Origin of the sequence: Coprococcus sp. AF21-14LB, assembly GCF_003458885.1 — a bacterium.
Lineage (GTDB): Bacteria > Bacillota > Clostridia > Lachnospirales > Lachnospiraceae > UBA9414.
The window spans coordinates 15,344-38,640 of sequence record NZ_QRVX01000009.1 but is presented as its reverse complement, the minus strand read 5'-3'; the positions used below and the strand labels follow the sequence as shown (position 1 = coordinate 38,640).

The following is a 23,297-nucleotide window of genomic DNA, read 5'->3' as shown; positions in this document are numbered from 1 at the left end:
TTAGTTTGATGTTTCTATTGTGCCGTATTTGTATCTGATTTTCAAGAGGAAATTCAGAAGAACATAAATGGGAAAAGAATGGAATTCTTTTGTCCGGTGTATTTCAAAAATGTCCTGGATATGGTAAGATAAATATTATGATATGCTTAATTGACACAGAAGGAGGAACGGCGATGAATTTAATTACAGAAGTTATGAATTATGTGAAAGAACATGATCCGGAAGTAGGAGAAGCATTGTTTCAGGAAATGAAAAGAGAACGAAGAAATCTGGAATTGATTGCTTCAGAAAATGTTGTATCTCCGGCAGTTATGCTTGCGATGGGAACAGTTCCGACAAATAAATATGCGGAAGGCTATCCGGCAAAGCGCTATTACGGAGGCTGTGAAGAGATTGACGTACTTGAAGAGCTGGCAATTGAGAGAGCAAAGAAGCTTTTTGGTGCAGAACATGCCTGCGTTCAGCCGCACAGCGGAGCGAATGCCAATTTGGCAGTGTATCAGGCGTTTCTTAAGCCGGGAGATACGGTAATGGGATTGAATCTGGAGCATGGAGGACATCTGACACATGGTTCACCGGTAAATGCATCAGGACTGCTGTATCATTTTGTACCGTACGGAGTGAATCGGGAAGGCGTACTTGATTATGAAGAGATTCGGAAGATTGCGAAAGAGTGTCAGCCGAAGATGATCGTTGCGGGGGCATCTGCTTATCCAAGAGAAATCCGTTTTGATCTGTTTGCGGAGATTGCAAAAGAAGTCGGGGCATATCTCTTTGTAGATATGGCGCATATAGCAGGACTTGTAGCAGCCGGGCTGCATCAGAGTCCGGTTCCGTATGCAGATGTAGTTACGACTACAACTCATAAGACGCTGCGCGGACCACGAGGCGGTATGATCTTATGTAAAGAACAATATGCGAAAGCGATTAATAAGGCAATCTTTCCGGGAACACAGGGAGGACCGCTGATGCATGTAATCGGTGCAAAGGCAGTTTGCTTCGGAGAGGCGCTGAAACCGGAATTTAAGGAATACCAGCAACAGGTAGTGAAAAATGCGAAAGCATTGGCAGAAGCGCTGATGCAGGAAGGATTTGAACTTGTCAGCGGTGGAACGGATAATCATTTGATGCTTGTAGATTTGAGAAATATGCATATTACAGGAAAAGAACTTCAGAATCGTCTGGATGAAGTATATATTACCGTCAATAAAAATGCAGTTCCGGATGATCCAGAGAGTCCGTTTGTGACAAGCGGTGTGAGAATCGGAACGCCTGCGATTACTACGAGAGGGCTGAAAGAACAGGATATGCCGGAAATTGCACACTGTATCAAACTTGCAGCAACAGAATTTGAAACGAAGGCGGATGAAATTCGCGAACGTGTTGGACATATCTGTGAAAGATATCCGATTTATGAATAAATGATGAAAAAATAATCAGGAGAAGGAAGACAATATCATGAAGAATGAAAAATTTTTGACAGACATTTTAAATCAGATTTCAGTAGGAGGTTTTCCGGAGAAGCTTCAGGAAGTACTTCAGAAAGAAATGGCTTCTTATGCGGATGAGATTCGTACAGATGCTATTGGCGATACTGTTTGTGTTTTGAATCCGCAGGCAGAGAAGAAGATTCTTCTTGCGGCACATGCAGATGAGATTGGGCTTATGGTAACACATATTGCGGAAGATGGAATGCTTCATGTTTCAAGATATGGTGGAATTATTCCGCATACTTATCCGGGGCAGCGTGTACAGATTGAGACAGCGAACGGTGTTGTCTATGGTGTAGTACAGATTACAAGAGAACTGATGAAAAAACAAGATCTGTCAGCCTCTGATTTTCTTGTGGATATCGGCGCTTCTTGCAGAGAAGAGGCAGAGAAACTGGTAGAGCCGGGAGACGGAGTTGTGTTTGATACCTGTATTAGAAAGCTTGCAGGCGGCAGATTTACAGCAAGAGCTCTGGATGACCGTCTCGGAGTCTTTATCATTATGGAAGCGCTGAAACGTGCAAAAGAAAGAGGATGCAGCTGCGGTGTGTATGCAGGAGCAACAGTCGGAGAAGAAACAACAAAAAATGGCGCCCGCTGGACAGCAGAACGTGTAAAACCGGATGCGGCTATTGTAGTAGATGTTACCTATACAAGTGATTATGCAGGCGTACATGATGGGGATGCCGGACGTGTTGAGCTTGGGAAAGGACCGGTTCTTTGTATCAATCCTCTCATCGTAAAATCAATGAATGCCAAGATGAAAACATGTGCTGAAAAATCAGACATTGCTTATCAGATTGAAACGGGATCCGGAATGACATGTACAGATGCTGACCAGATTCATTTCGCCAATGAAGGAATCCCGACAGTTCTTGTATCAATTCCACTTCGCTATATGCATTCGCCGGCCGAAGTGGCAGATGAGAAAGATGTGGAAGGCTGTATTGAACTGATTACAGAATTTCTTCTGGATGCTTCAGCAGATTTATAAAATTCATAAGAGCAGGGAATTGACGGCTATTTTAAAATGTTTTATAATAAAATTTAGTGCCAAATAGTCAAATACTGAATGAGGAAGTTAAAGAGGAAATTTCAATGATAAAAAGTATGACAGGCTTTGGAAGATTTGAAGTCTCTGAAGCACAACGCAAATTTACGGTAGAGATGAAGGGTGTGAACCATAGATATTTGGATATCAACATCCGTATGCCGAAGAAACTCAGTTTTTTTGAATCTGCGATCAGAACGCTGCTGAAGCAGTATGCACAGCGTGGAAAAGTTGATATTTTCATTACATATGAAGATATGACAGAGACACAGGGCGTTTTGAAATATAATGAATCCCTTGCAGCAGAATATATGGAATGTTTTAAGATGATGGAAGAGACATTTGGATTAGAGAATGATATTCGTGTTTCTACATTATCACGCTATCCGGAAGTGCTGACGATGGAAGAACAGACAGAGAATGAGGAAGAGCTCTGGAGCAGTCTTGAGAAGGCGTTAAAAGGAGCATTTACACAGTTTGTTGAGACAAGGACAGCAGAAGGGGCACATCTGAAAGAAGATCTGCTTGGCAAGCTGGATGGAATGTTGGAGAAGATTACACTGATCGAAGAGCGTTCCCCGCAGATTGTTTCTGAATATCGGGAAAAATTAGAAGAAAAAGTAAAGGAACTTCTGGAAGATACTCAGATTGATGAGGGAAGGATTGCAGCGGAAGTAGTTATTTTTGCAGATAAGATCTGTACCGATGAAGAAGTAGTACGCCTTAAGAGTCATATCGCACATATGAAGGAAACATTGGAGAGCGATGAAGGAATCGGGCGAAAGCTTGATTTTATTGCTCAGGAGATGAATCGGGAGGCGAATACCATTCTGTCTAAGGCAAATGATCTGGAGATTTCTAATATTGCCATTGATTTGAAGACGGAGATTGAAAAAGTCAGGGAACAGATTCAGAATATTGAATAAAGAGTTTGGAAGGTGAACAGATGAAAACACAGGGAATCTTAATCGTTGTATCCGGTTTTTCGGGCGCAGGGAAAGGGACACTGATGAAAGCGCTGATGAATCGTTATCATGATCGCTATGCGCTGTCGGTATCTGCCACAACAAGAAATCCGCGGGAAGGCGAGAAAAATGGTGTGGAATATTTTTTCCGTACAAAAGAAGAATTTGAAAAAATGATTGCGAAAGATGAGCTGATAGAGTATGCTAGGTACGTGGATAACTACTATGGCACACCAAAGGCGTATGTGGAAGAACAGTTATCTGCCGGAAAAGATGTGATTCTGGAAATTGAAATTCAGGCGCACTTAAGATTAAGGAGAAGTTTCCTGACACATTGCTCCTCTTTGTGACACCGCCGGATGCTGAGACATTAAAAGAACGGTTGATCGGCAGGGGAACAGAGACGATGGATGTCATTGAAGCGAGAATGAAACGCGCAGCAGAAGAAGCGCAGTTCATGGATCGGTATGATCACCTCGTAATTAATGATAAGCTGGAAATCTGTGTGGAAGAGATGCATCAGATTATTCAGAGTGAGCATCGCAGGACATTCCGAAATCAGAATTTTATAGAACAGATTAGAACAGAGCTTCAAGAAGCTCAAATGAAAGGAGAATAATTTATGTTACATCCATCTTATACAGATTTGATGAGAGTAGTAAATCAGGACGTGGAAGAAGGTGCAACAAAGATTGTTAACAGCCGTTATTCCATTGTACTTGCCACTGCAAAACGTGCAAGACAGATCATTGCAGGAGCAGAACCGCTTGTTCCGGCAAAGGACAAGGATAAACCGCTTTCTATTGCAATCAGTGAATTGAACAATGGAAAGATTAAGATTATTGCAGAAAACTCAGAAGAAGAGTAGCATAAAAAGGCAGATGCCGGATCCGGTATCTGCCTTCTAAAAATATAGGAAGACAGGAGAAACAGATTGATGAATTTATTGTTTATTTCTCTCGGATGTGATAAGAATCTGGTAGATACAGAAGTGATGCTTGGAATGCTGGCAAAACACGGATATCAGATGGTTGATGATGAGGCTAGTGCGGACATTATTGTGATTAATACATGCTGTTTTATCCATGATGCAAAAGAAGAGAGTATTAACACCATTCTTGAGATGGCTGAATGGAAGAAAAATGGGAAACTGAAAGCGCTTATAGTTACAGGATGTTTGGCTGAACGTTATCGACAGGAAATTATGGATGAGATTCCGGAAGTAGATGCAGTGCTTGGTACAACTTCTTATGATAAGATTCTCGAAGCAATTGCAGCTGCGCTTCACGGAGAACATAAGCTGATTGTCAACGATGTGAATGCACTTCCGCTTGTAGATGAAAAGCGGATTGTGACAACCGGTGGTCATTATGCTTACATGAAGATTGCAGAAGGCTGTGATAAGCACTGTACTTACTGTATCATTCCCAAAATACGCGGAAATTATCGCAGTGTTCCAATGGAGCGCCTTGTAAAAGAAGCAGAGTATCTGGCAGAGCAGGGCGTAAAAGAACTGATTCTGGTGGCACAGGAAACAACGGTATACGGCAAAGACATTTACGGCGAGAAATCCCTTCCAAAGCTTTTGCGGGCGCTTTGTAAAGTCAGCGGACTTCGGTGGATTCGTATTCTTTATTGCTATCCGGAAGAGATTACAGAAGAATTGATCCAGGTTATGAAAGAAGAGCCAAAGATTTGTCATTATATTGACCTCCCAATCCAGCATGCCAGCGATGCGATTTTAAAACGGATGGGACGGCGCACATCAAAAGCGCAGTTGATCGAGACGGTGGAACGTTTACGGGAAGAAATTCCGGATATTTGCATCCGAACGACACTGATCACAGGATTTCCGGGAGAAACCGAGGAACAGCACGAAGAGGTTATGGATTTTGTCGATCAGATAGAATTTGATCGACTTGGTGTATTTACTTATTCACCGGAAGAAGATACTCCGGCAGCAGAATTTGAGCATCAGATTCCCGAAGAGGTTAAGGAAGATCGTCAGGCAGAACTTATGGAGCTTCAGCAAGATATTGCTTTTGAGCTTGCAGAAAACATGATCGGGCAGACGGTGCTTGTGATGATTGAGGGCAAGGTGGCAGATGAGAATGCCTATGTAGGAAGGACTTACAAGGATGCGCCGAATGTTGACGGTTTGATTTTTATTATGACAGATGAAGAACTTGTTTCCGGAGATTTTGCAATGGTAAAAGTGACCGGAGCACAGGAATACGATTTGATAGGAGAGTTATTATCATGAATTTACCAAATAAATTAACGGTACTGCGTGTGCTGATGATTCCGTTTTTCGTAGTATTTATGCTGACGGATCTGGGCGGCGCTTCCGGAAAGTGGATTGCCCTTGCAATTTTTATCATAGCTAGTTTGACAGACCTTTTGGATGGGAAAATCGCAAGAAAATACAATCTGGTAACAAATTTCGGAAAATTTATGGATCCGCTGGCAGATAAACTTCTTGTTTCTGCTGCAATGATCTGTCTCATAGAGAACGGAAAACTGGCGGCATGGATTGTAATTATTATTATCAGCCGTGAATTTATTATTAGCGGATTCCGTCTTGTTGCATCAGACAATGGAATTGTTATTGCTGCAAGTTACTGGGGCAAATTCAAAACAACATTTCAAATGTTAATGATTGTCGTATTGATCATGGATCTTGGCGGTATTTTTGATACAATCGGAACAGTTCTGATTTGGGTATCATTGGCGCTGACGATCATCTCACTTGTAGATTATATTGCAAAGAATAAAGAAGTCCTTACAAGAGGCGGTATGTAAAAAATAATGGAAAGTCCTGCCAGGGTAGAGCAAAGTTCCCCTGGCAGGATTTTTTTGATAGAGAAATATGAAAAAAGTGTGTAATTAGCCATTCGTGATAAAAAACGTGTTATAATATTAACTAATACAGATATTTGGGGAAAATGAAAACAGGAGAGGAATAGATGAAAAAAGCGATAGAAGAGATGGTAATAGAAGTATTAAGAGAAAGAAAATGGAAGGTTACTACAGCAGAATCCTGTACCGGCGGTCTCCTTGCAGGACGTCTTCTGAATGTTTCCGGTGCGTCTGAAGTGTATGAAGAAGGACATATTACTTATCTAATGCAGCGAAAGAGAAAATCTTAGGAGTGGCTCATGAAACGCTGGAGAAATTTGGAGCGGTCAGCAGCCAGACAGCAGAAGAGATGGCGCGGGGAGCAGCAACAATAGCTAATGCGAATGCTGCGCTTGTAACGACAGGAATTGCCGGGCCGACAGGAGGAACAAAAGAAAAACCGGTAGGGTTGGTGTATATCGGATGTTGTTTAAATAACAGGATTCGTGTAGAAGAATGTCATTTTCATGGAACACGGGAAGAAATACGAAAAGCTTCTGTAGAACGGGCGATTGAAATTCTCAGAGAAGAGTTGGAGGATACACTGTCTGTTCAAGAAACAGTATGTGACAGCAGAATGGAGGAAAAGAATGCAGATTAGAATTGTAAAAGAAACGGAATTATGGAATGTACTGAATTTCTCGGCTCAGATGTTCTGGAAACAAGATCTGGCACGCTATACAGAAGAAGGGAAAGAAGCATTTCTTGCATTTTTAAAATATGAAAATCAATTAGAACGTTATCAGACAGGTAAGATTTTGCTGTTTGCAGCTTATGAAAAAGAAACAGTATGCGGGGCTTTGGAACTGGACACACAAGGAGAAGTGCTCTTTATGTATACGGATCCGGGTTATCAAAAAGAGCATTTAGAAGCCAAGCTTCTGCAGGAGGCTTGCCGTCTTGCGGTGACTTCAAATATGTATACACATCTGACAGTAAAGACGATTCCGGAGAAAGAGACATTATACCGGGAACTTGGATTTGAAGAGGAAGGCGCATTTGTGCCGGAGTATGGAATGATGAAAAAGACGCTTCGAATGTCTGTTCAGAAATGCTGTCAGCAGAATCAGGCTAAGAAAAAATCCAATACAGGTCTGTATATTGGAATTGCAGTTATGGCAGGCATTATGTTTCTTGTGTTCATTTTAGGGGTGTTAGCTTTTTTCGTATTTGGAACGGTACAAAGACAAAAAGAAACCGGACGGACTTATGCACAGGAAATTCCGTTTGATGAGAAGATGATTCCGATGCCGGAAGAAGAACCAGAGGAGGAAAATGACGGTATTTTACAGGCAGAAGCATATATTGCCGTAAATGCAGGGTATGAGATTGAAGAAGAAAATGATGCATTTGAAAGTGACAGATCATCAGCGTATTTTATTTCTTATAATATTAATTATCCGCAGCTAAGCGGACTCTCAGAAAAGGTAGAAAAAGAACTTAATGAGAAGCTGAAAAATTGTGCAAGAGAAACTGTCATAACATACTATGAAAATCCGACAGAAGAGATGAAAGAATGGATGATGCAGCAAGAAGCAGTTGTGGCATCACAAGTGAATTATAAAGTCACTTATCAGGATGAAAACTTGCTCTGTGTAGCTTTTGAAGATTATTACAGTGTTGGAAATTATAACAATATCCGGGTAGGACTTCGTTCAGTTGTTGCGAATGTAAAGAGCGGAGAAATATATGATTTGAAAGATGTGATTAGTACTAATCATACATTTGCAAACATGTGGAAAGAAGAAGCCATGGATCACTATCCGGAAAATGGATTTGTAAATGTTTATGATGCAAAAGAACTGGAACATTTCTTTGAAGGCGACAGTGGTGAAGAGAGGATTTCTCCAATATTTATGCTGACAGGAGAAGGAATTGAGATTGGCTTTGAATATGTGACCGAAGATACTTCTGTTGGGAATGGGTATCTAACGATTGATTTTGATAAAGAAGAATTAAAGAGATTCCAGAAAAAACCAAAATTCTGGAAAATGGTGGCGGAAGAAATTTCATAGAAGTGAAAATAGGGCAGAAACATTATGTTTCTGCCCTAAATTTATTTCAGTAAATCTGAGATACAGATTTGGAAATCAATGATTCTTAGAATTTACCTTCTTTAGCAGCTTCTTCTACAGCAACTGCAACAGCAACAGTCATACCAACCATTGGGTTGTTACCAGCACCGATCAGTCCCATCATCTCAACATGAGCCGGAACAGAAGAAGAACCAGCGAACTGTGCATCAGAATGCATACGTCCTAATGTATCTGTCATACCATAAGAAGCAGGACCTGCTGCCATATTGTCCGGGTGAAGTGTACGTCCTGTACCACCGCCTGAAGCAACAGAGAAGTATTTCTTTCCAGCTTCGATACATTCTTTTTTGTATGTACCTGCAACCGGGTGCTGGAAACGTGTTGGGTTTGTAGAGTTTCCTGTGATAGAAACATCAACGCCTTCTTTCCACATAATAGCAACACCTTCGCGAACATCATTTGCACCGTAGCAGTTTACTTTTGAACGAAGACCATCTGAGTAAGATGTTCTTGCAACTTCTTTTAATTCACCTGTGTAGTAGTCATAATCTGTCTCTACATATGTGAAACCATTGATTCTGGAAATGATTTTTGCAGCATCTTTTCCAAGTCCGTTTAAGATAACACGGAGTGGTTTCTGACGAACTTTGTTAGCTTTCTCAGCGATACCGATAGCACCTTCTGCAGCTGCGAAAGATTCGTGACCTGCAAGGAATGCGAAGCAGTCTGTATCTTCTTCCAGCAACATCTTACCTAAGTTACCGTGACCAAGACCTACTTTACGCTGATCTGCTACAGAACCCGGAATACAGAAAGCCTGAAGTCCTTCACCGATTGCTGCAGCTGCGTCTGCTGCTTTTGTACAACCTTTTTTAATTGCGATAGCAGCACCTGTGATGTATGCCCAGCATGCATTTTCGAAACAGATCGGCTGGATACCTTTTACCATATCGTAAACATTAAGTCCAGCATCTTTTGTGATCTTTTCAGCTTCTTCCAGTGAAGCAATTCCATAGCTGTTTAATACTTCATTGATTTTATCAATTCTTCTTTCATATGATTCAAATAAAGCCATTTCATTGTCCTCCTATATTATTATGACTGATTACTCTTTTCTTGGGTCAATAATCTTAACAGCGTCAGCAACGCGGCCATACTGTCCCTGAGCTTTTTCCCATGCTTCGTTTGGTGTATCGCCAGCTTTGATGAAGTCTGTGAATTTTCCGAGACTTACGAATTTGTATCCGATGATTTCGTTGTTCTCATCAAGAGCGATACCTGTAACATATCCTTCAGCCATTTCAAGGTAACGAGGACCTTTTGCAAGTGTACCGTACATTGTACCAACCTGAGAGCGAAGACCTTTTCCTAAGTCCTCAAGTCCGGCACCGATCGGAAGACCATCTTCTGAGAATGCGCTCTGTGTTCTTCCGTATACGATCTGTAAGAATAATTCTCTCATAGCTGTATTGATAGCGTCACAAACAAGGTCTGTATTTAAAGCTTCAAGAATTGTCTTGCCAGGAAGAATTTCAGAAGCCATAGCTGCAGAATGAGTCATACCTGAGCATCCGATTGTCTCAACCAGTGCTTCCTGGATGATACCATCTTTTACGTTCAGTGTTAATTTACATGTTCCCTGCTGCGGAGCACACCAGCCAATACCGTGTGTTAAACCGGAAATGTCTTTCACTTCTTTTGCTTTTACCCATTTTGCTTCTTCCGGGATTGGAGCTGGTCCGTGATTGGCACCCTGTGCTACAGGACACATCATCTGTACTTCATGTGAATAAATCATGTTAAAAACTCCTTTCAAATGCATATATTCTGCTTGAATGATAAATGGTTGATAAACTTTTAACACCATATATATTTATTCTCTCATAAACAGGACGATTCGTCCATAGATTTTTTACAAAATTCTTCAGATTTTGCAACTTCGGCGTTTTGCCCGAAAGCAGGAAGAAAGAGAAAAGCTTTTTAAAATACTTTACAGATATATTTATGATTTTTTGAAAAAAAGAAGGATGTGTATATGGCTGGATGAAAATTATAGCGGCATAATATGTCCCTCTTCCGGATGACGGAACGGATTCGGTACGTTTACGGAAAGAAGACGTGCTGTTTTGTTTGTACAGTTTCGCCAGTTGTGTTCTTCATTTGAGTGAATCTGGATACTGTCGCCGGGATAGAGAATATATTGTCGGCCGTCTACATGAATTGTTACGATACCTTCTAGAATATAAATAAATTCCTCGCCCTTATGACTATACATTTCCAAATGTTCCTCTTCGTCATTTGCAAAGGGCATAAGATCAAAAAGTCTTGGAAGAAGATCAAAAGCCATAACATCTTTGCTCAAAACTGTCTGAATGATCTGACTGCTGACAGGGGTTGCGTGTTGTGCAAAGCTATGGATAACGGGATCTTCGTTTTCAACAGTCTCTCCGGTTGGAGAAGAATCTTCGAAGAAACTTGTAAGGCTGACATTAAGTACTGAAGCGATCTTTTCTAACGTATCAATGGCGATGGAAGACATGCCGCGTTCCATTTGAGACAGGAAACCGACCGACAGATTTGTCATCTCCCCCAATTGTTTTAAAGTAAGATTATTTGCATTGCGAAGAGCTTTGATCTTTTCGCCGATTGGTAAATTGTGGTTCATGGCAGGAGCTCCTTTCATCTGTGTTTTGTTAAGTTCAGTATATCTTTTTTTGGGTGAAACGTCAACTTTCTGGAAATTCACATATATGAAAAAATAGAATGCTTAAAAAGAAGATAAAAAATCACAATAACAGATCTTTATTAATCTAAAAATGATAAAAATCTTGATTTATATTAATGTAATAAAAATTTAACGAGGAATAATCTAAAAATGATAAAAATCTTGATTTATATTAATGTAATAAAAATTTAACGAGGAATAATGTGAAGAATATGCTAAAAAAACAATAGTCAAAAAATTCACACACAAAGTCAATAATTTCACATATATGAAAAAACGATTGACATAGAGTAAATAAATGTTATAATGAAAACAAGATTTAAACCATAGTCTAGAACACGGTACAAAACAAATTTAGTGTAGTAGAGAGGAGAAAAGCAGGATATGAAAATTAAGAAAACTTTTCATACGATTGACACTCATACCTGTGGAGAGCCGACTAGAAATGTACTCGGCGGAATTCCCAAAATTCCAGGCAAAACGATGATTGAAAAACTGGAATATATGTCTACAGAGGGAGACTGGGTAAGACAGCTTCTGACATATGAACCGAGAGGAAATGAGGTTATGTCAGGGACGATCATCACAGAACCTTGCAGAGAGGAAGCTGATTTTGGAGTTCTTTATTTTGAAGTAGGCGGTTGGATGCCGATGTGCGGACATGACACCATTGGTGTTGGAACGGCATTGATTGAATCAGGAATGGTCGAAATTGAGGAACCTTATACACATGTGACACTTGATACAGCAGCAGGTCTTGTAAGACTTAAAATTGAAGTGAAGGATAACACAGCAGTTAGTGTAACGTTTGTAAATGCACCGGCGTTTGTTATGGCAGAAGATGCGGTCGTTAAAACGGAAGAATATGGCGAAGTTCAGATGGATATTGCTTATGGAGGCAATATTTATGCAATCTTACCGGCGTCATCTGTGGGACTGAGTGTTGAACCAAAACAGGCATCTAAACTTATCGCAGCAGGAAACAGATTAAAAACATACATTAATGAACAGATCCACGTTGTTCATCCGGAAATTCCATTTGAGAATCATGTAACACATGTGGAGTTTTATGAACCGTCAGGACAGGAAGATGGTGCGGTAAAGAATGCGGTAATTATTCCTCCGGGAGCAATCGACAGGTCTCCTTGTGGAACAGGAACATCGGCAAAGCTTTCTGTACTTGCGAAAAAGGGTAAGATTCAGTTAGGAGAATCATTTATACATCAGAGTATTATCGGAAGCCAGTTTAAGTGCACCTATCTTGGGAATGCCGAGGTATCAGGAATTCCTGCAGTGATTCCGGAAGTAACCGGAAAGGCATGGGTAACTGGAATTCATACATTTGTTCTCGATCCGGATGATATTTTTCCGATGGGATATCAATTAGCATAATTAAGAAGGGAGAGTAAAAACATGGATGAAATGAGAGTGACAGAGCATCCGATTTTGGGAGATCAGGAACCGACAGAGATGGTTGAGATTACGGTTGACGGAAAAAAACTGACAGCAAGGAGCGGAGAAATGATTGCGGCAGTTCTGATGGCAAATGGTATGATGGTACATAGGCATACTGCAAAAAATCATGAACCGCGAGGGATTTTTTGCGGAATCGGCCAGTGTACGGATTGTGTTATGACAGTGAATGGAAAACCTAATGTACGAACATGTATTACTCCGGTAGAAGATGGTATGGTAATCGAGACACAGGAAGGATACGGAAAAAGGAGGATCCGGGAATGAAAAAAGAAGTAGTGATCATCGGCGGCGGACCGGCTGGTCTTGCAGCTGCAATTGAGGCGAAAAGCCACGGGTGTGAAGTGCTTGTTATTGATGAAAATAGAAAAGCGGGAGGACAGCTTTTCAAACAGCTTCATAAATTCTTTGGTTCCAAAGCTCACAGCGCAGGAGTTCGCGGAATTGATATCGGAAAGCAGCTATTAAAAGATACAGAGGAAAGCGGCGTTGAAGTTTGGCTTAACAGTGCCGTGATCGGAATTTTCTCAGATAAGCGTGTAGCAGTATTGCGTGATGGTGTGACAGAGGTTGTAGAAGCTGAAAAACTTCTGATCTGTACAGGGGGAGCAGAAAATCCGCTGCGTTTTCCGGGGTGGACACTTCCAGGCGTTATGGGAGCAGGCGCAGCGCAGACAATGGTAAATGTAAACCGTGTATTGCCGGGAAAACGTGTTCTGATGGTCGGCTCAGGAAACGTCGGAGTAATTGTTGCGTATCAGTTGCTTCAGGCAGGCGCAGATGTTGTTGGAATTGTTGAAGGAATGCCAAAGATCGGAGCATACGGCGTTCATGCAGCAAAATTAAAAAGAGCCGGCGTTCCGTTCTTCCTCGGACATACGATTGCAGAGGCACAGGGAACAGATAAAGTAGAACGTGCTGTCATTGCAAGATTTGAAAATGGAAAGATATTAAAAGGAACGGAAATGGCGGTTGATGTAGATGTTATCTGTGTCGCAGTCGGATTAAGACCGCTGTCAGAGCTTGCGCAGATGGCAGGGGTACACCATGAATTTATCCCTGAGCTTGGTGGTTGGATGCCGATGCATGATGAAAATATGGAAACAAGCGTGGACGGAATTTATGTGGCAGGTGATACCGCAGGAGTTGAGGAAGCAAGTACGGCTATGGATGAAGGTCGTCTTGCAGGTGCGGCAGCGGCGGAAGCTCTTGGGCATTTGGCGCCGGAAATGGCTGTTGAGAGAAAGAAAGAAATTAATGAACGACTTTTGTCACTTCGTCAGGGACCATTTGGAGAACGAAGAATGAGTGCGAAGGAAAGAGTGCTGGAAAAGGGGGCTCGCAAATAATGGAAAAGAAATCAGGAGTGATCTATGACGGGTATCCGACAATGGAAGAGATTAAAGCAGCAAATGGCTGGCCGACAGAAGAGCGTTTTGCACAAGGGCCAGTGGCAATTGCAGAATGTGTACAGGAAATTCCATGTAATCCATGTGAGGGGGCATGTCCGTTTCATGCAATTACAGTTGGAGAGCCAATTACGAATACCCCGCAGATCGATCGCGGAAAATGCACCGGATGCGGAATGTGCGTGGCAGCGTGTTCAGGTCTTGCAATTTTTGTTGTAGATAAAACATATAGTGAAACAGAGGCAACAATTAGTTTTCCATTTGAATATCTGCCGCTTCCGGAAAAAGGAGATGTGGTAGATGCATTGAGCCGCGGAGGAGAATTTGTATGTAAAGGAACGGTTGTCAGAGTTATGAATCCGGTTCGAAATGATCATACGCCGGTCATTACGATGGCAGTTCCGAAAGAGCACATTGATGAAGTTAGAACAATGCGCCGTCTGAGACTTCCGGAACCGGGAAAGGGATTTGAACGAATTGAGCCGGAAGGTGTTCTTGATGATGATGTGATTGTTTGCCGCTGCGAAGAGATTACAGCAGGGGAAATCAGAAAAGCAATCCGTGAATATAAAGCAACTTCTGTGACAGAGATTAAGCGCCGCGTACGTGCAGGAATGGGACTTTGCCAGGGGAGAACATGCGGTAAGCTGGTAAGCAGAATTCTTGCAGAAGAAACAGGAAAACGTGCAGATGAGATAACAGGAAGTACAGATCGGCCACCGGTTCGTCCGGTTACATTTGGAGAATTGGCGGAAGATGGAAAGGAGGCTTGTGATCATGAGTAAAGCATTTGATGTAGCAGTAATCGGTGCGGGGGCAATTGGTTCCTCCGTTGCTTATTACAATGCTAAAAAGGGAGCATCAGTTGTTTTAATTGATGCGGGGGATATTGCAGAGTCCACAAGCAGCCGAAGTGATGGGAACGTACTTGTCTGTGATAAACAGCCTGGATTTGATGCATTATTTGCAAGGGAAAGCCAGAGAATGTTTCCGGAACTTGCCAAAGAACTCGATTATGATCTGGAGTGGAAGCAGAAAGGAAGCCTTTTTCTGACAGAAACTGAGGAAGAATTTGAAATCGCGAGCCAGTTTTGTGAAGATATGAAAAAATGCGGCATCCAGATGCGCATGATGGATCAGAAAGAAGTTCAGGACGATGAGCCATTTCTTGCAAAAGATGTCTATGGAGGTCTGGAAACTATTACTGATGGATCTGTATATCCGATTGGTCTTGCGTATGGGCTTGCCCTTGGTGCAGAGAAAAAGGGAGCGGTGCTTTCGCTTCATAATCGGGTAACAGGAATTGAAAAAGACGGAAATGCATTTATTATTCATACAGAAAAAGAAGATATTTATGCTAAAAATATTGTAGATGCCTGTGGTGTCTGGGCTCCGGTAATTGGTAAAATGGTAGGACTTGATATTCCGATTCAGGCAAGACAGGGACAGATTCTTGTTTCAGAGCAAACCTTCCAGGTTGCAAGAAGAAAAGTGCATGAATTTGGATATATGCTGACCAAATTCCAAAATGGCGGTTACAAACGTCCGGTTTCAGAGCGCGTTGAGCGAAATGGTGTTGCGTTCGTATTTGAGCCAACAGCGTCCAACAATTTCTTGATCGGTTCATCCAGATGCTTTGCAGGCGAAAATGTTTCCTGTGAGATTGATGTTATGAAAGCATTGGCAGAACGGGCAATCCGTTTCTTCCCGGTTATTGCTAATATCAAAGTGATTCGCGGATACAGCGGTCTTCGCCCATATACTCCGGATCACATGCCGATTGTTTCAGGAACACCGGTTCCGGGATTCTATATTGCAGCAGGGCATGAGGGAGATGGCATTGGACTTTCTCCGATTACAGGAAAAGTAATGGCTGATATCATCGCTGGAGACCAGCCATTCATGGATCTGAGTCCGCTTAGTTTTGAAAGATTTTTAGAAAAATAAATTATATTAAAAAAGGAGAGGAGACAACATTATGAATCCAAAGTTTAAAGGCGTTTACGCGGTAGCAGTAACTCCATTCAAAGAAGACGGACAATTTGATTTTGAATCTGCCAAGAAAAATCTTGACTGGCTGATTGAGAAGGGAGTGCAGGGAATTTGTGTTCTTGGAGCGACAGGAGAATATCAGAGCGTGTCGGATGAAGAACACATGGCTTATGTAAGAGAAATCGTTCCATATATTAAAGATCGAGTAAGTGTAATCGTAGGAGCATCTCGCGAACGTCCGGAGGATGTTGTAAAGCTTGTGCAGAATATCAAGGAATGCGGCGGTCATGCAGCGATGATTCTGCCACCATTTTACTGCCATCCGTCACAGGATGAAGTTGTAGCACATTATCGCTACATTGCTGAGCATGTTGATTTCCCGGTGGTTGCGTATAATAACCCTGGATCAGCAGGCATCGCAATTGAAAGAGATACATTTAAAGAAGTATTTCAGATTCCAAATACAGCAATTGTAAAAGAATCAAGTGGAGATATGCATAAGCTGACAGAAGTGTTAATGGATGCACCGGAACAGGTGTCTGTATTCTGCGGATGTGATAATCTTGCATTTGAAAGTTTTGCTGACGGGGCATGCGGATGGATCAGCATGTTGGCAAATATTGCACCGGAGCAGTGTGTAGAGCTTTATAAAGCAGTGTGTGAAGAAAAAGATCTTGAAAAAGGAAAAGAAGTGTACAAACAGATTCTTCCGGCGCTTGATGTTCTGGAATCTTTCCCGAAACCTGTTCAGGCATTAAAATATGCATTAAGCTTCAAAGGGTTAAATGGTGGTTATGTTCGTCGTCCGCGTTTGGAACTGACGGAAGAAGAGAAAAAATTTGTGGAAAATGAAATGTTTCTTGACCAGTTAAGATAGCGAGAGGAGATCATGGAAATGGACGTTCGTAAATTATATATTGATGGTGCGTGGGTAGAAGGCGAATCAGGTGCGATGATTGATATTGAGAATCCGGCAACACATGAAGTTGTGGCCAGAGTTCCAAGAGGAAGTGAAAAAGATGTTGATAAAGCGGTTCAGGCTGCCAGAAAAGCATTTGAAACATGGCAGTACACACCGCTGGAAACTCGTGTAGAACTGATGAAGAAAGTTGTAGCAGGACTTAAGAGCCGCCGTCAAGAGTTGATTGAAACAATTACAAAAGAACTCGGTTCGCCATATACGGTATCTGCGGATGTACATACAGATCCATTCTTGCTAGAAGCAGAGCATTATATTGAAGTTGCAGCTAATTTCCAGTATGAAGTTCGCAGAAATACATCTGTAGTAAGAAGAGAGCCGGTTGGTGTTGTCGGCGGATTGACACCGTGGAATTTCCCACTTGAACAGATTGAGAAAAAAGTAGTTCCGGCGCTTCTTGCAGGTAACTGTGTTGTGTTAAAACCTAGTCAGTTTACACCTTTAACAGCTTATATTCTCACAGAAGAGATTGACAAAGCAGGATATCCGCAGGGGGTATTTAATCTTGTTACCGGACGCGGCGGAGAAGTGGGAAATGCATTATCACTTCATCCGGATGTTGATATGATTTCTTTTACAGGTTCCACAGATGCAGGGCGTGAAGTTGCCCGTATGGGTCTTACAAATATTAAGAAAATTGCTCTTGAACTTGGCGGAAAATCAGCGGCAGTGTTCTTAAAAGGCGGAGACTGGGAGAATGGAGTAAAAGGTGTTCTCGATACAGTCATGCTGAATGCCGGCCAGACATGTAATGCGCTGACAAGAATGCTTGTACCGAGAGATGAATTAGCGAAAGCAGAAGAGATCCTTGTTCGTCAGGCAGCAGAATATAAATTTGGACCGATGGATGATCCGGCTACAACATTGGGACCACTGTCTTCCAGAAAGCAGTTTGATCGTGTAAAGAAATATATTGAGCTTGGTATTGAAGAAGGTGCCAGAGTTCTCATTGGCGGTGTTCCGGAAGATAACGGAAGTTATGTAGCAGAGCCGACGATTTTCAGTGATGTTACAAGAAATATGAGAATTGCACAGGAAGAAATCTTTGGACCAGTATTAGTGGTACTTCCGTATGATACAGTAGAAGAAGCTGTGGAAATTGCAAATGACAGTATCTATGGACTTGCAGGAGCGGTATACGGACCGGAAGAAGAAGCGAATATGGTTGCACGTCAGATGAAAACAGGTACTGTTTATGTAAATGAAGGTCAGTGGGATGTAGCATCTCCGTTCGGTGGATATAAACAGTCCGGACTTGGAAGAGAAGGCGGCGTAGAAGGATATGAAGAATTCCTTGAGGTTAAGACAATTTACGACAAATAACCCAATATTGCGAAGCGGACAATTAAAGATAAAATAAAAGTATTTCTGAATGATGAAATAAGTAAACAGGCATGTAGTATGGAATGATAAAATTCTGTATACATGCCTGTTTGCGCTGTCAGCACGGTTGTCAAAAAATTTGCCAAAATTCCAAATAGGTTTGCTAGTGAAGTGTTTTGTGTTATATTTAGGTTAGATTAGCTATTAAAACAGAACATAAAGGAGAACGGAAGATGAAACGAGATGTAGATATGAAAGAAATCTCTGATGGGAAGCGGTATCATGCCAATGATATGGTAAAAGCTGACTGTGGAGGTTGTGTAGGATGTTGTGACTGTTGTCAGAAGATGGGGAATTCCATTGTGTTGGATCCAATGGATGTTTTTCGGCTGGAAGTGAACCTGCATATGACATTTGAAGAGCTGTTGCAAAAATATCTGGAATTAAATATGGTAGACGGGATCATTCTTCCGAATTTACAGATGAAGGGACAAGAAGAATGCTGTGCATTTCTCAATGAAGAAGGGCGCTGCAGTATTCATGAATTTCGTCCGGGCATTTGCAGGCTCTTTCCGCTTGGACGAATTTATGAAGGGGAAGAATTTTCTTATTTTCTTCAAGTACATGAATGCCCGAAGTCAAAAACGAAGATTAAGATAAAAAAATGGCTTGAGATACCGGAATTAAACCGTTATGAAGCATATATTCTTAGTTGGCATCAATTGCTAAAGAAAATAGAAAAAAGCATTGCCGTATCTTCCGATGAGAATTGGAGAAAGAGTGTGACGATGCTTTTGCTAAATACATTCTATGTAGCCGCTTATGAGGAAGGCAGAGACTTTTACAGTCAATTTGAAGAACGCAGAAGGACGATGGAGAAACTTTTATGAGAAAGAAGAAAGCGGTTGAGCCGACAGCTGTGTTAGCGTTTACCGGATTAAGTATTGCTGTTGTAGACGTGGTATGCAGGATTTTTTTAAAGAAGATTATTGGTGATCAGGGATATGCATACTACAATTATGCATGGCAGACCTGTTTTTTTCTCATGCTGTTTTCTGTGAGAGGGATTTCTGAAGCGGTGTCAGAACTAATGTCAGAACGTTTGGCAGATCGGCAATATAAAAATGCACATCGGATTTTTGTGGGAAGCGGAATGTATGTACTGTTTGTCAGTGTGATTGCAGCAGCATGTGCATACTTGTTTTCGCGGCAATTACTTCCAAAGGGAGGGGAAGGTGCTATCCCGGCATTTCGTATTCTGCTACCGGCTATTTTTCTTACAGGAATTCTCGGAGTCATGCAGGGATATTTTAGTGCTTATCGTAATATGATGCCGACAGTCATTTCAAAAGTTGTCGAAGCAGCTGCAGGTGCGGCGGTTACTCTGGGCGTTAGTATGGCAATGAGCAGTTGTGCTGATGGCGTAGATTCCGTGTCGAAGGCAAGCTGTAAAGCGGCGGGAAGCGCATTTGGTCCAATGGCAGGAGCAATGAGCGGGATACTGGTTATGATGCTGGTATTTTCAATCAATCGGCGGAAAATCCATAAACATATTATAAATGACAAACATCATGCAGAGGCTGTTGAAAGTGTGAAAAGAAGTATTTTGCAGCAAATAAAGCCTCTTGCGTTTAGTATGGGATTTTTTGGGGTTGGTATTTATATAGATCAGATGTTGTTTGCTTCTATTATGGCAGAAAAGGGAATTGACGGCGGAACAGTTGCGAAAATGTTCAGTAGATTTAGCGGGATGTATTTATCAATGCTTTTAGTTCCGTTTACATTGGCGTGCGTGTCCTCTGCCATGCTGGCTCCTCATGTAAGGAGATGCTTTGTGTCTCGGAAATTCCGAGATCTGAAACAGAAAATCAATGACGAAATACGGAATACGATGTTATTCGTAATTCCGATTTCAGCGCTTTTATCAGCGTTTGCATTTCCTTTAATGCGGATATTTTTCGGAAAACACACAGAAATGGCAGGGTGGATGCTGGTATTTGGCAGTTGTGCAGTGATATTTTATTCACTTTCAGCAATTACGGGAAGAGTACTGCTAGAGATTGGTCAGTCTGCTGTGTTATCGAAAAATGAACTGGCAGCTTTATTGGTAAATGTAGTATTAACAATTGTACTTACATCGGCACTTCCGTTGGACGGTTTTTCAGTGATGATTGCAAATTTGGCAGCAGGTATTTTTTTGAGTATGCTGAACCAGAAGACACTTCGGAAATGTATTCGGTATCAGCCGGAATATCAGATGACGTATATATATCCGGGCCTGGCAGCGTTTGGCATGGCGGCATCGGCAATGGTTCTCTATGGAATTATGGAGTATTTGTTTGAAAATTCCGTGGTAAGTCTGCTTATGGCAATTTTGGCTGCAATAGGTTTGTACTTCATATATTATGTGTTGTTGACACATATAAAAGAAGAGGAATTAGGGAAAATGTATATGGGAAACGTATTAATACGAATGATGAAGCTGCTGAAAATTTATTAAGTTTGAATGTAAAGGGATATAAAAAGTGCAGACATTTGATTATAAATACAGTACGTAAATTGACAGGTAAAGGCAGAAGATATTGTGTTGAAGAATAAAGGCAACCAAAACGCAGGCAATACACAGAATCATGCGCCACAGGAACAGCGAAAACATAGAAGTGATGTATTTGTCTTAATTTTGATTGACACAAGCAATGTGGAGTGATATATTTATCTCATAAAGATACAAAAACATCTCATTTGAAAGGAGAGATAAATATGTCAAAGAAACAAATTAAAAAAATTATTTTTATGGGAGTAGGGTGTGCTTTATTGCTTATTGTTGGTACAATCTACTCCCTATTATATAATGATGGACGCTGGGTTAAAAATATGGATATGTCGGAATATGTATTTTCTTACAAGGATATTCCTATGTTAGTAATTGAAGCTTTAATAGCACTATATGCGATCTATATAGTAATTATCTGCTTAAAAAATGCCTTTTCAAAAAACAGCAGGGAAAAACGATATTCAAGAACAATTTCTCCTTACTGGGGATTGTGTGGAATGTTTGGCTTTCTAGGGTTTGGCGGATTTTGGACATACGATAAATTTGGAGAAATATTTCCTTTTGCTTTTTTCGTATTTTTTGGCTTTTTCAGCTTTTTCTTTGAAGGTAAACTTTCCTATATCTTAGAAGATGAGCTTTTTCAAGAAAATAAACGTAAGGCACAGTTAGAAGCCTACAAGATAGGGTTTAAACTATTATTTGTAGTTATCTGGCTTATGGCAATAGGTATGTTTTCCTGTAATGTTGAGTGGTGTGCAATATTTATGCTGATTTCTGTTTCACTTATCTATGCTCTTGTTCTTTTTCTTAGCAACTATCTATTATATCGTTATGAAAAAAGGGAATAAATTATGGAAGCAAAGTTTGTATGTAATTTAAAAAAATATCGTGTAGCACAAGAATTGACACAAGAACAACTCGCTGACATTGTAGGAGTTCGCCGTGAAACTATTATGAGATTAGAAAAAGCACAATATAATCCGTCGCTTAAATTGGCAATAGATATTTCAAGAGCTGTAAAAGTTCCGATAGAAGATATATTTATTTTTGAATAAGGACAGTTTAAAGCAGTTAGTCTTAGGATTAACTGCTTTTTAACAAAACACACCACGTAGATGTCATTAGATATAAAATTTATGTGTAATCTTTGCTAGAAAAACAGTGTAAAAACATTAAAATTTGAGAAAAATAGTTGAGATTTGCGTGTGATACATTTATAATAGAGGTACATAATATTCTGGCACTGCCTATTCTATGGCGGTGCATTCTTAATCTATTTTCTGTACGGATCCGTACATAATTCCAAGATGGGCGTTGTATAAAAGAGAGGAGAATATATGAATTATCAGCAATTTATCAACGCGGTAGAACAGGAAATGAAAGGAAGTGTTGCCGGAAAAATTGAAATTTCTATTCAGGATACTTTGAAAAATAATGGAGTCAGAAGAAAGGGGTTGCTGCTGCAGGAAAAGGGACAGTCGATGAGTCCGACAATCTATTTGGAGGAATATTATCAACAGTATCGGACAGGAGTCAAACTGGAAGATATTACGGAACAGATTCAATCGCTTTACAGAGAACTTCGTATGAAACCAATCACAAAAACAAGGTTTCTTTATGAATATGAACAAGTAAAAGATCGAATTGTTTTGAAAGTAATTAATCGAGAGAAAAATGAAGAGCTCTTAGAAACCATTCCGTATTGGCCATTCCTTGATCTGGCCATTGTATTTTATGTGCTGCTTGATATTAATGAAACCGGTGCAGCTACGATGCCGGTTAATTTAGAACATTTGAAGATTTGGAATGTTACAGAGCAGGAGCTGCTAAAGAAAGCAAAAGAAAATGCAGTACGGCTGCTCCCGGCTCAGCTTCGGACAATGAGTTCGATTGTGGCTGAAATTATGGGAGCAGCCCCTAAAGAAGAAGTGGAAGATTTTATGTTTGTATTATCGAACAGCCTTCGCTGTCTCGGTGCAGTATGTATTGCATATGATGAAGTATTGTATTTGATCGGAGAACAGTTGGGAGAGAACTATTTTGTTTTGCCGAGTAGCATTCATGAAGTGATTATTGTGCCGGAAAGTGCAAGTCCCGGGTACGGTGATTTGAATGAAATGATTAGGGAGATTAACCAAACACAGGTGCAGAAGAAGAGGTGCTTGGGGATCATGCGTATTATTACGATTGTGCGAAGAAGGAATTAAGAGCCTGTTATTCAGAGAATTAAATTCATTTTTAGTGTATAACATATATAGTCAACACTATTTGGATGACTAAAAACTAATCTACACATTAAGATTATTAGGTGGATGAAGATGAAATATTGTATGTAAACTGGAATCAGCCACTACAACTGACAGAAGCATATATGAATGTATTTTGCCTTACCGATGCAAAAA

At 40.9% G+C, this 23,297-nt stretch carries 22 protein-coding genes and 2 pseudogenes; 21 read left to right on the top strand and 3 right to left on the bottom strand.

The genetic code is table 11. The features are described 5' to 3' along the window. Positions 1-173: 173 nt before the first annotated feature. The 9 genes and pseudogenes from glyA (at position 174) to DWX73_RS03695 (ending at position 8,419) form a co-directional block, all read left to right on the top strand. Entirely contained in the window at positions 174-1,421 is a 1,248-nt protein-coding gene (glyA, locus tag DWX73_RS03735) for a serine hydroxymethyltransferase (RefSeq protein WP_118347000.1), read from the top strand. 37 nt (positions 1,422-1,458) lie between these two features. Beyond that, positions 1,459-2,484, top strand: a complete 1,026-nt coding sequence (locus DWX73_RS03730; RefSeq protein ID WP_118346998.1) for a M20/M25/M40 family metallo-hydrolase — start codon at positions 1,459-1,461, stop codon at positions 2,482-2,484. A gap of 104 nt (positions 2,485-2,588) precedes the next feature. Then, positions 2,589-3,467: a YicC/YloC family endoribonuclease gene (locus tag DWX73_RS03725; RefSeq protein WP_118346996.1), complete on the top strand. Its 879-nt coding sequence runs from the start codon at positions 2,589-2,591 to the stop codon at positions 3,465-3,467. A gap of 20 nt (positions 3,468-3,487) precedes the next feature. Next, a pseudogene (gene gmk / locus DWX73_RS15455) lies at positions 3,488-4,125 on the top strand (guanylate kinase). Between the two features lie 3 nt (positions 4,126-4,128). Beyond that, positions 4,129-4,374 carry a DNA-directed RNA polymerase subunit omega gene (gene rpoZ, locus DWX73_RS03715; protein WP_118346994.1) on the top strand — a complete coding sequence of 82 codons (246 nt, stop codon included), beginning with the start codon at positions 4,129-4,131 and terminating at the stop codon, positions 4,372-4,374. A 69-nt stretch (positions 4,375-4,443) separates the two neighbouring features. Then, a complete protein-coding gene (gene rimO / locus DWX73_RS03710) occupies positions 4,444-5,769 on the top strand; it encodes a 30S ribosomal protein S12 methylthiotransferase RimO (RefSeq protein WP_118346992.1) in 1,326 nt (441 codons plus the stop codon). Further along, the gene (gene pgsA / locus DWX73_RS03705) at positions 5,766-6,308 is read left to right on the top strand and encodes a CDP-diacylglycerol--glycerol-3-phosphate 3-phosphatidyltransferase (RefSeq protein ID WP_118346990.1); all 543 of its coding nucleotides are present in this window, start codon (positions 5,766-5,768) and stop codon (positions 6,306-6,308) included. The genes rimO and pgsA overlap by 4 nt, the downstream gene beginning before the upstream one ends. 164 nt (positions 6,309-6,472) lie before the next feature. After that, positions 6,473-7,005: pseudogene (locus DWX73_RS03700) on the top strand (CinA family protein). Next, positions 6,995-8,419 carry a GNAT family N-acetyltransferase gene (locus DWX73_RS03695; protein WP_118346988.1) on the top strand — a complete coding sequence of 475 codons (1,425 nt, stop codon included), beginning with the start codon at positions 6,995-6,997 and terminating at the stop codon, positions 8,417-8,419. The pseudogene DWX73_RS03700 and the gene DWX73_RS03695 overlap by 11 nt, the downstream one beginning before the upstream one ends. 85 nt (positions 8,420-8,504) lie before the next feature. Here the strand turns inward: DWX73_RS03695 and DWX73_RS03690 are convergent, their stop codons facing one another. The 3 genes from DWX73_RS03690 to DWX73_RS03680 form a co-directional block, all read right to left on the bottom strand. After that, positions 8,505-9,515 carry a GGGtGRT protein gene (locus tag DWX73_RS03690; RefSeq protein WP_118346986.1) on the bottom strand — a complete coding sequence of 337 codons (1,011 nt, stop codon included), beginning with the start codon at positions 9,513-9,515 and terminating at the stop codon, positions 8,505-8,507. A gap of 30 nt (positions 9,516-9,545) precedes the next feature. Beyond that, positions 9,546-10,238, bottom strand: a complete 693-nt coding sequence (locus tag DWX73_RS03685) for an iron-sulfur cluster assembly scaffold protein (protein WP_118347059.1) — start codon at positions 10,236-10,238, stop codon at positions 9,546-9,548. A gap of 252 nt (positions 10,239-10,490) precedes the next feature. Further along, positions 10,491-11,105, bottom strand: coding sequence for a helix-turn-helix domain-containing protein (locus tag DWX73_RS03680; RefSeq protein WP_118346984.1), 615 nt, complete (start codon positions 11,103-11,105; stop codon positions 10,491-10,493). Positions 11,106-11,549: 444 nt separating this feature from the next. Here DWX73_RS03680 and DWX73_RS03675 point away from each other — a divergent pair, with 444 nt between their 5' ends. The 12 genes from DWX73_RS03675 to DWX73_RS03620 all read left to right on the top strand — a co-directional run bounded on the left by DWX73_RS03675 (position 11,550) and on the right by DWX73_RS03620 (position 23,102). Further along, on the top strand, positions 11,550-12,557 hold the full coding sequence (locus DWX73_RS03675; protein ID WP_118346982.1) for a proline racemase family protein: 1,008 nt from the start codon (positions 11,550-11,552) through the stop codon (positions 12,555-12,557). Positions 12,558-12,578: 21 nt separating this feature from the next. Beyond that, positions 12,579-12,905, top strand: coding sequence for a (2Fe-2S)-binding protein (locus DWX73_RS03670; RefSeq protein ID WP_242996595.1), 327 nt, complete (start codon positions 12,579-12,581; stop codon positions 12,903-12,905). Beyond that, positions 12,902-13,987, top strand: a complete 1,086-nt coding sequence (locus DWX73_RS03665) for an NAD(P)/FAD-dependent oxidoreductase (RefSeq protein WP_118346980.1) — start codon at positions 12,902-12,904, stop codon at positions 13,985-13,987. Before DWX73_RS03670 ends, DWX73_RS03665 begins: the two co-directional genes overlap by 4 nt. Continuing rightward, positions 13,987-14,832, top strand: coding sequence for a (2Fe-2S)-binding protein (locus DWX73_RS14655; protein WP_118346978.1), 846 nt, complete (start codon positions 13,987-13,989; stop codon positions 14,830-14,832). Before DWX73_RS03665 ends, DWX73_RS14655 begins: the two co-directional genes overlap by 1 nt. Then, positions 14,825-15,994 (top strand): NAD(P)/FAD-dependent oxidoreductase, encoded by a 1,170-nt coding sequence (locus tag DWX73_RS03655; RefSeq protein WP_158556818.1) that lies wholly within the window; start codon positions 14,825-14,827, stop codon positions 15,992-15,994. The genes DWX73_RS14655 and DWX73_RS03655 overlap by 8 nt, the downstream gene beginning before the upstream one ends. Positions 15,995-16,025: 31 nt before the next feature. Next, on the top strand, positions 16,026-16,916 hold the full coding sequence (gene dapA / locus DWX73_RS03650; RefSeq protein ID WP_118346974.1) for a 4-hydroxy-tetrahydrodipicolinate synthase: 891 nt from the start codon (positions 16,026-16,028) through the stop codon (positions 16,914-16,916). Positions 16,917-16,934: 18 nt separating this feature from the next. Further along, entirely contained in the window at positions 16,935-18,341 is a 1,407-nt protein-coding gene (locus tag DWX73_RS03645; protein WP_118346972.1) for an aldehyde dehydrogenase family protein, read from the top strand. Between the two features lie 233 nt (positions 18,342-18,574). After that, a complete protein-coding gene (locus DWX73_RS03640; protein WP_118346970.1) occupies positions 18,575-19,231 on the top strand; it encodes a YkgJ family cysteine cluster protein in 657 nt (218 codons plus the stop codon). Further along, entirely contained in the window at positions 19,228-20,841 is a 1,614-nt protein-coding gene (locus DWX73_RS03635) for an oligosaccharide flippase family protein (protein WP_118346967.1), read from the top strand. The genes DWX73_RS03640 and DWX73_RS03635 overlap by 4 nt, the downstream gene beginning before the upstream one ends. Positions 20,842-21,101: 260 nt before the next feature. Further along, a complete protein-coding gene (locus DWX73_RS03630) occupies positions 21,102-21,743 on the top strand; it encodes a DUF3796 domain-containing protein (RefSeq protein WP_118346965.1) in 642 nt (213 codons plus the stop codon). A gap of 3 nt (positions 21,744-21,746) precedes the next feature. Further along, positions 21,747-21,950 (top strand): helix-turn-helix transcriptional regulator, encoded by a 204-nt coding sequence (locus DWX73_RS03625; protein ID WP_118346963.1) that lies wholly within the window; start codon positions 21,747-21,749, stop codon positions 21,948-21,950. 282 nt (positions 21,951-22,232) lie between these two features. Continuing rightward, positions 22,233-23,102, top strand: a complete 870-nt coding sequence (locus DWX73_RS03620) for a DUF5688 family protein (protein WP_242996593.1) — start codon at positions 22,233-22,235, stop codon at positions 23,100-23,102. Positions 23,103-23,297 lie beyond the last annotated feature (195 nt).

Coding starts and splice junctions, on each gene's coding strand:
- glyA (WP_118347000.1), top strand. CDS start 174: ATGAATTTAATTACAGAAGTTATGAATTATGTGAAAGAACATGATCCG.
- DWX73_RS03730 (WP_118346998.1), top strand. CDS start 1,459: ATGAAGAATGAAAAATTTTTGACAGACATTTTAAATCAGATTTCAGTA.
- DWX73_RS03725 (WP_118346996.1), top strand. CDS start 2,589: ATGATAAAAAGTATGACAGGCTTTGGAAGATTTGAAGTCTCTGAAGCA.
- rpoZ (WP_118346994.1), top strand. CDS start 4,129: ATGTTACATCCATCTTATACAGATTTGATGAGAGTAGTAAATCAGGAC.
- rimO (WP_118346992.1), top strand. CDS start 4,444: ATGAATTTATTGTTTATTTCTCTCGGATGTGATAAGAATCTGGTAGAT.
- pgsA (WP_118346990.1), top strand. CDS start 5,766: ATGAATTTACCAAATAAATTAACGGTACTGCGTGTGCTGATGATTCCG.
- DWX73_RS03695 (WP_118346988.1), top strand. CDS start 6,995: ATGCAGATTAGAATTGTAAAAGAAACGGAATTATGGAATGTACTGAAT.
- DWX73_RS03690 (WP_118346986.1), bottom strand. CDS start 9,515: ATGGCTTTATTTGAATCATATGAAAGAAGAATTGATAAAATCAATGAA.
- DWX73_RS03685 (WP_118347059.1), bottom strand. CDS start 10,238: ATGATTTATTCACATGAAGTACAGATGATGTGTCCTGTAGCACAGGGT.
- DWX73_RS03680 (WP_118346984.1), bottom strand. CDS start 11,105: ATGAACCACAATTTACCAATCGGCGAAAAGATCAAAGCTCTTCGCAAT.
- DWX73_RS03675 (WP_118346982.1), top strand. CDS start 11,550: ATGAAAATTAAGAAAACTTTTCATACGATTGACACTCATACCTGTGGA.
- DWX73_RS03670 (WP_242996595.1), top strand. CDS start 12,579: ATGGATGAAATGAGAGTGACAGAGCATCCGATTTTGGGAGATCAGGAA.
- DWX73_RS03665 (WP_118346980.1), top strand. CDS start 12,902: ATGAAAAAAGAAGTAGTGATCATCGGCGGCGGACCGGCTGGTCTTGCA.
- DWX73_RS14655 (WP_118346978.1), top strand. CDS start 13,987: ATGGAAAAGAAATCAGGAGTGATCTATGACGGGTATCCGACAATGGAA.
- DWX73_RS03655 (WP_158556818.1), top strand. CDS start 14,825: ATGAGTAAAGCATTTGATGTAGCAGTAATCGGTGCGGGGGCAATTGGT.
- dapA (WP_118346974.1), top strand. CDS start 16,026: ATGAATCCAAAGTTTAAAGGCGTTTACGCGGTAGCAGTAACTCCATTC.
- DWX73_RS03645 (WP_118346972.1), top strand. CDS start 16,935: ATGGACGTTCGTAAATTATATATTGATGGTGCGTGGGTAGAAGGCGAA.
- DWX73_RS03640 (WP_118346970.1), top strand. CDS start 18,575: ATGAAACGAGATGTAGATATGAAAGAAATCTCTGATGGGAAGCGGTAT.
- DWX73_RS03635 (WP_118346967.1), top strand. CDS start 19,228: ATGAGAAAGAAGAAAGCGGTTGAGCCGACAGCTGTGTTAGCGTTTACC.
- DWX73_RS03630 (WP_118346965.1), top strand. CDS start 21,102: ATGTCAAAGAAACAAATTAAAAAAATTATTTTTATGGGAGTAGGGTGT.
- DWX73_RS03625 (WP_118346963.1), top strand. CDS start 21,747: ATGGAAGCAAAGTTTGTATGTAATTTAAAAAAATATCGTGTAGCACAA.
- DWX73_RS03620 (WP_242996593.1), top strand. CDS start 22,233: ATGAATTATCAGCAATTTATCAACGCGGTAGAACAGGAAATGAAAGGA.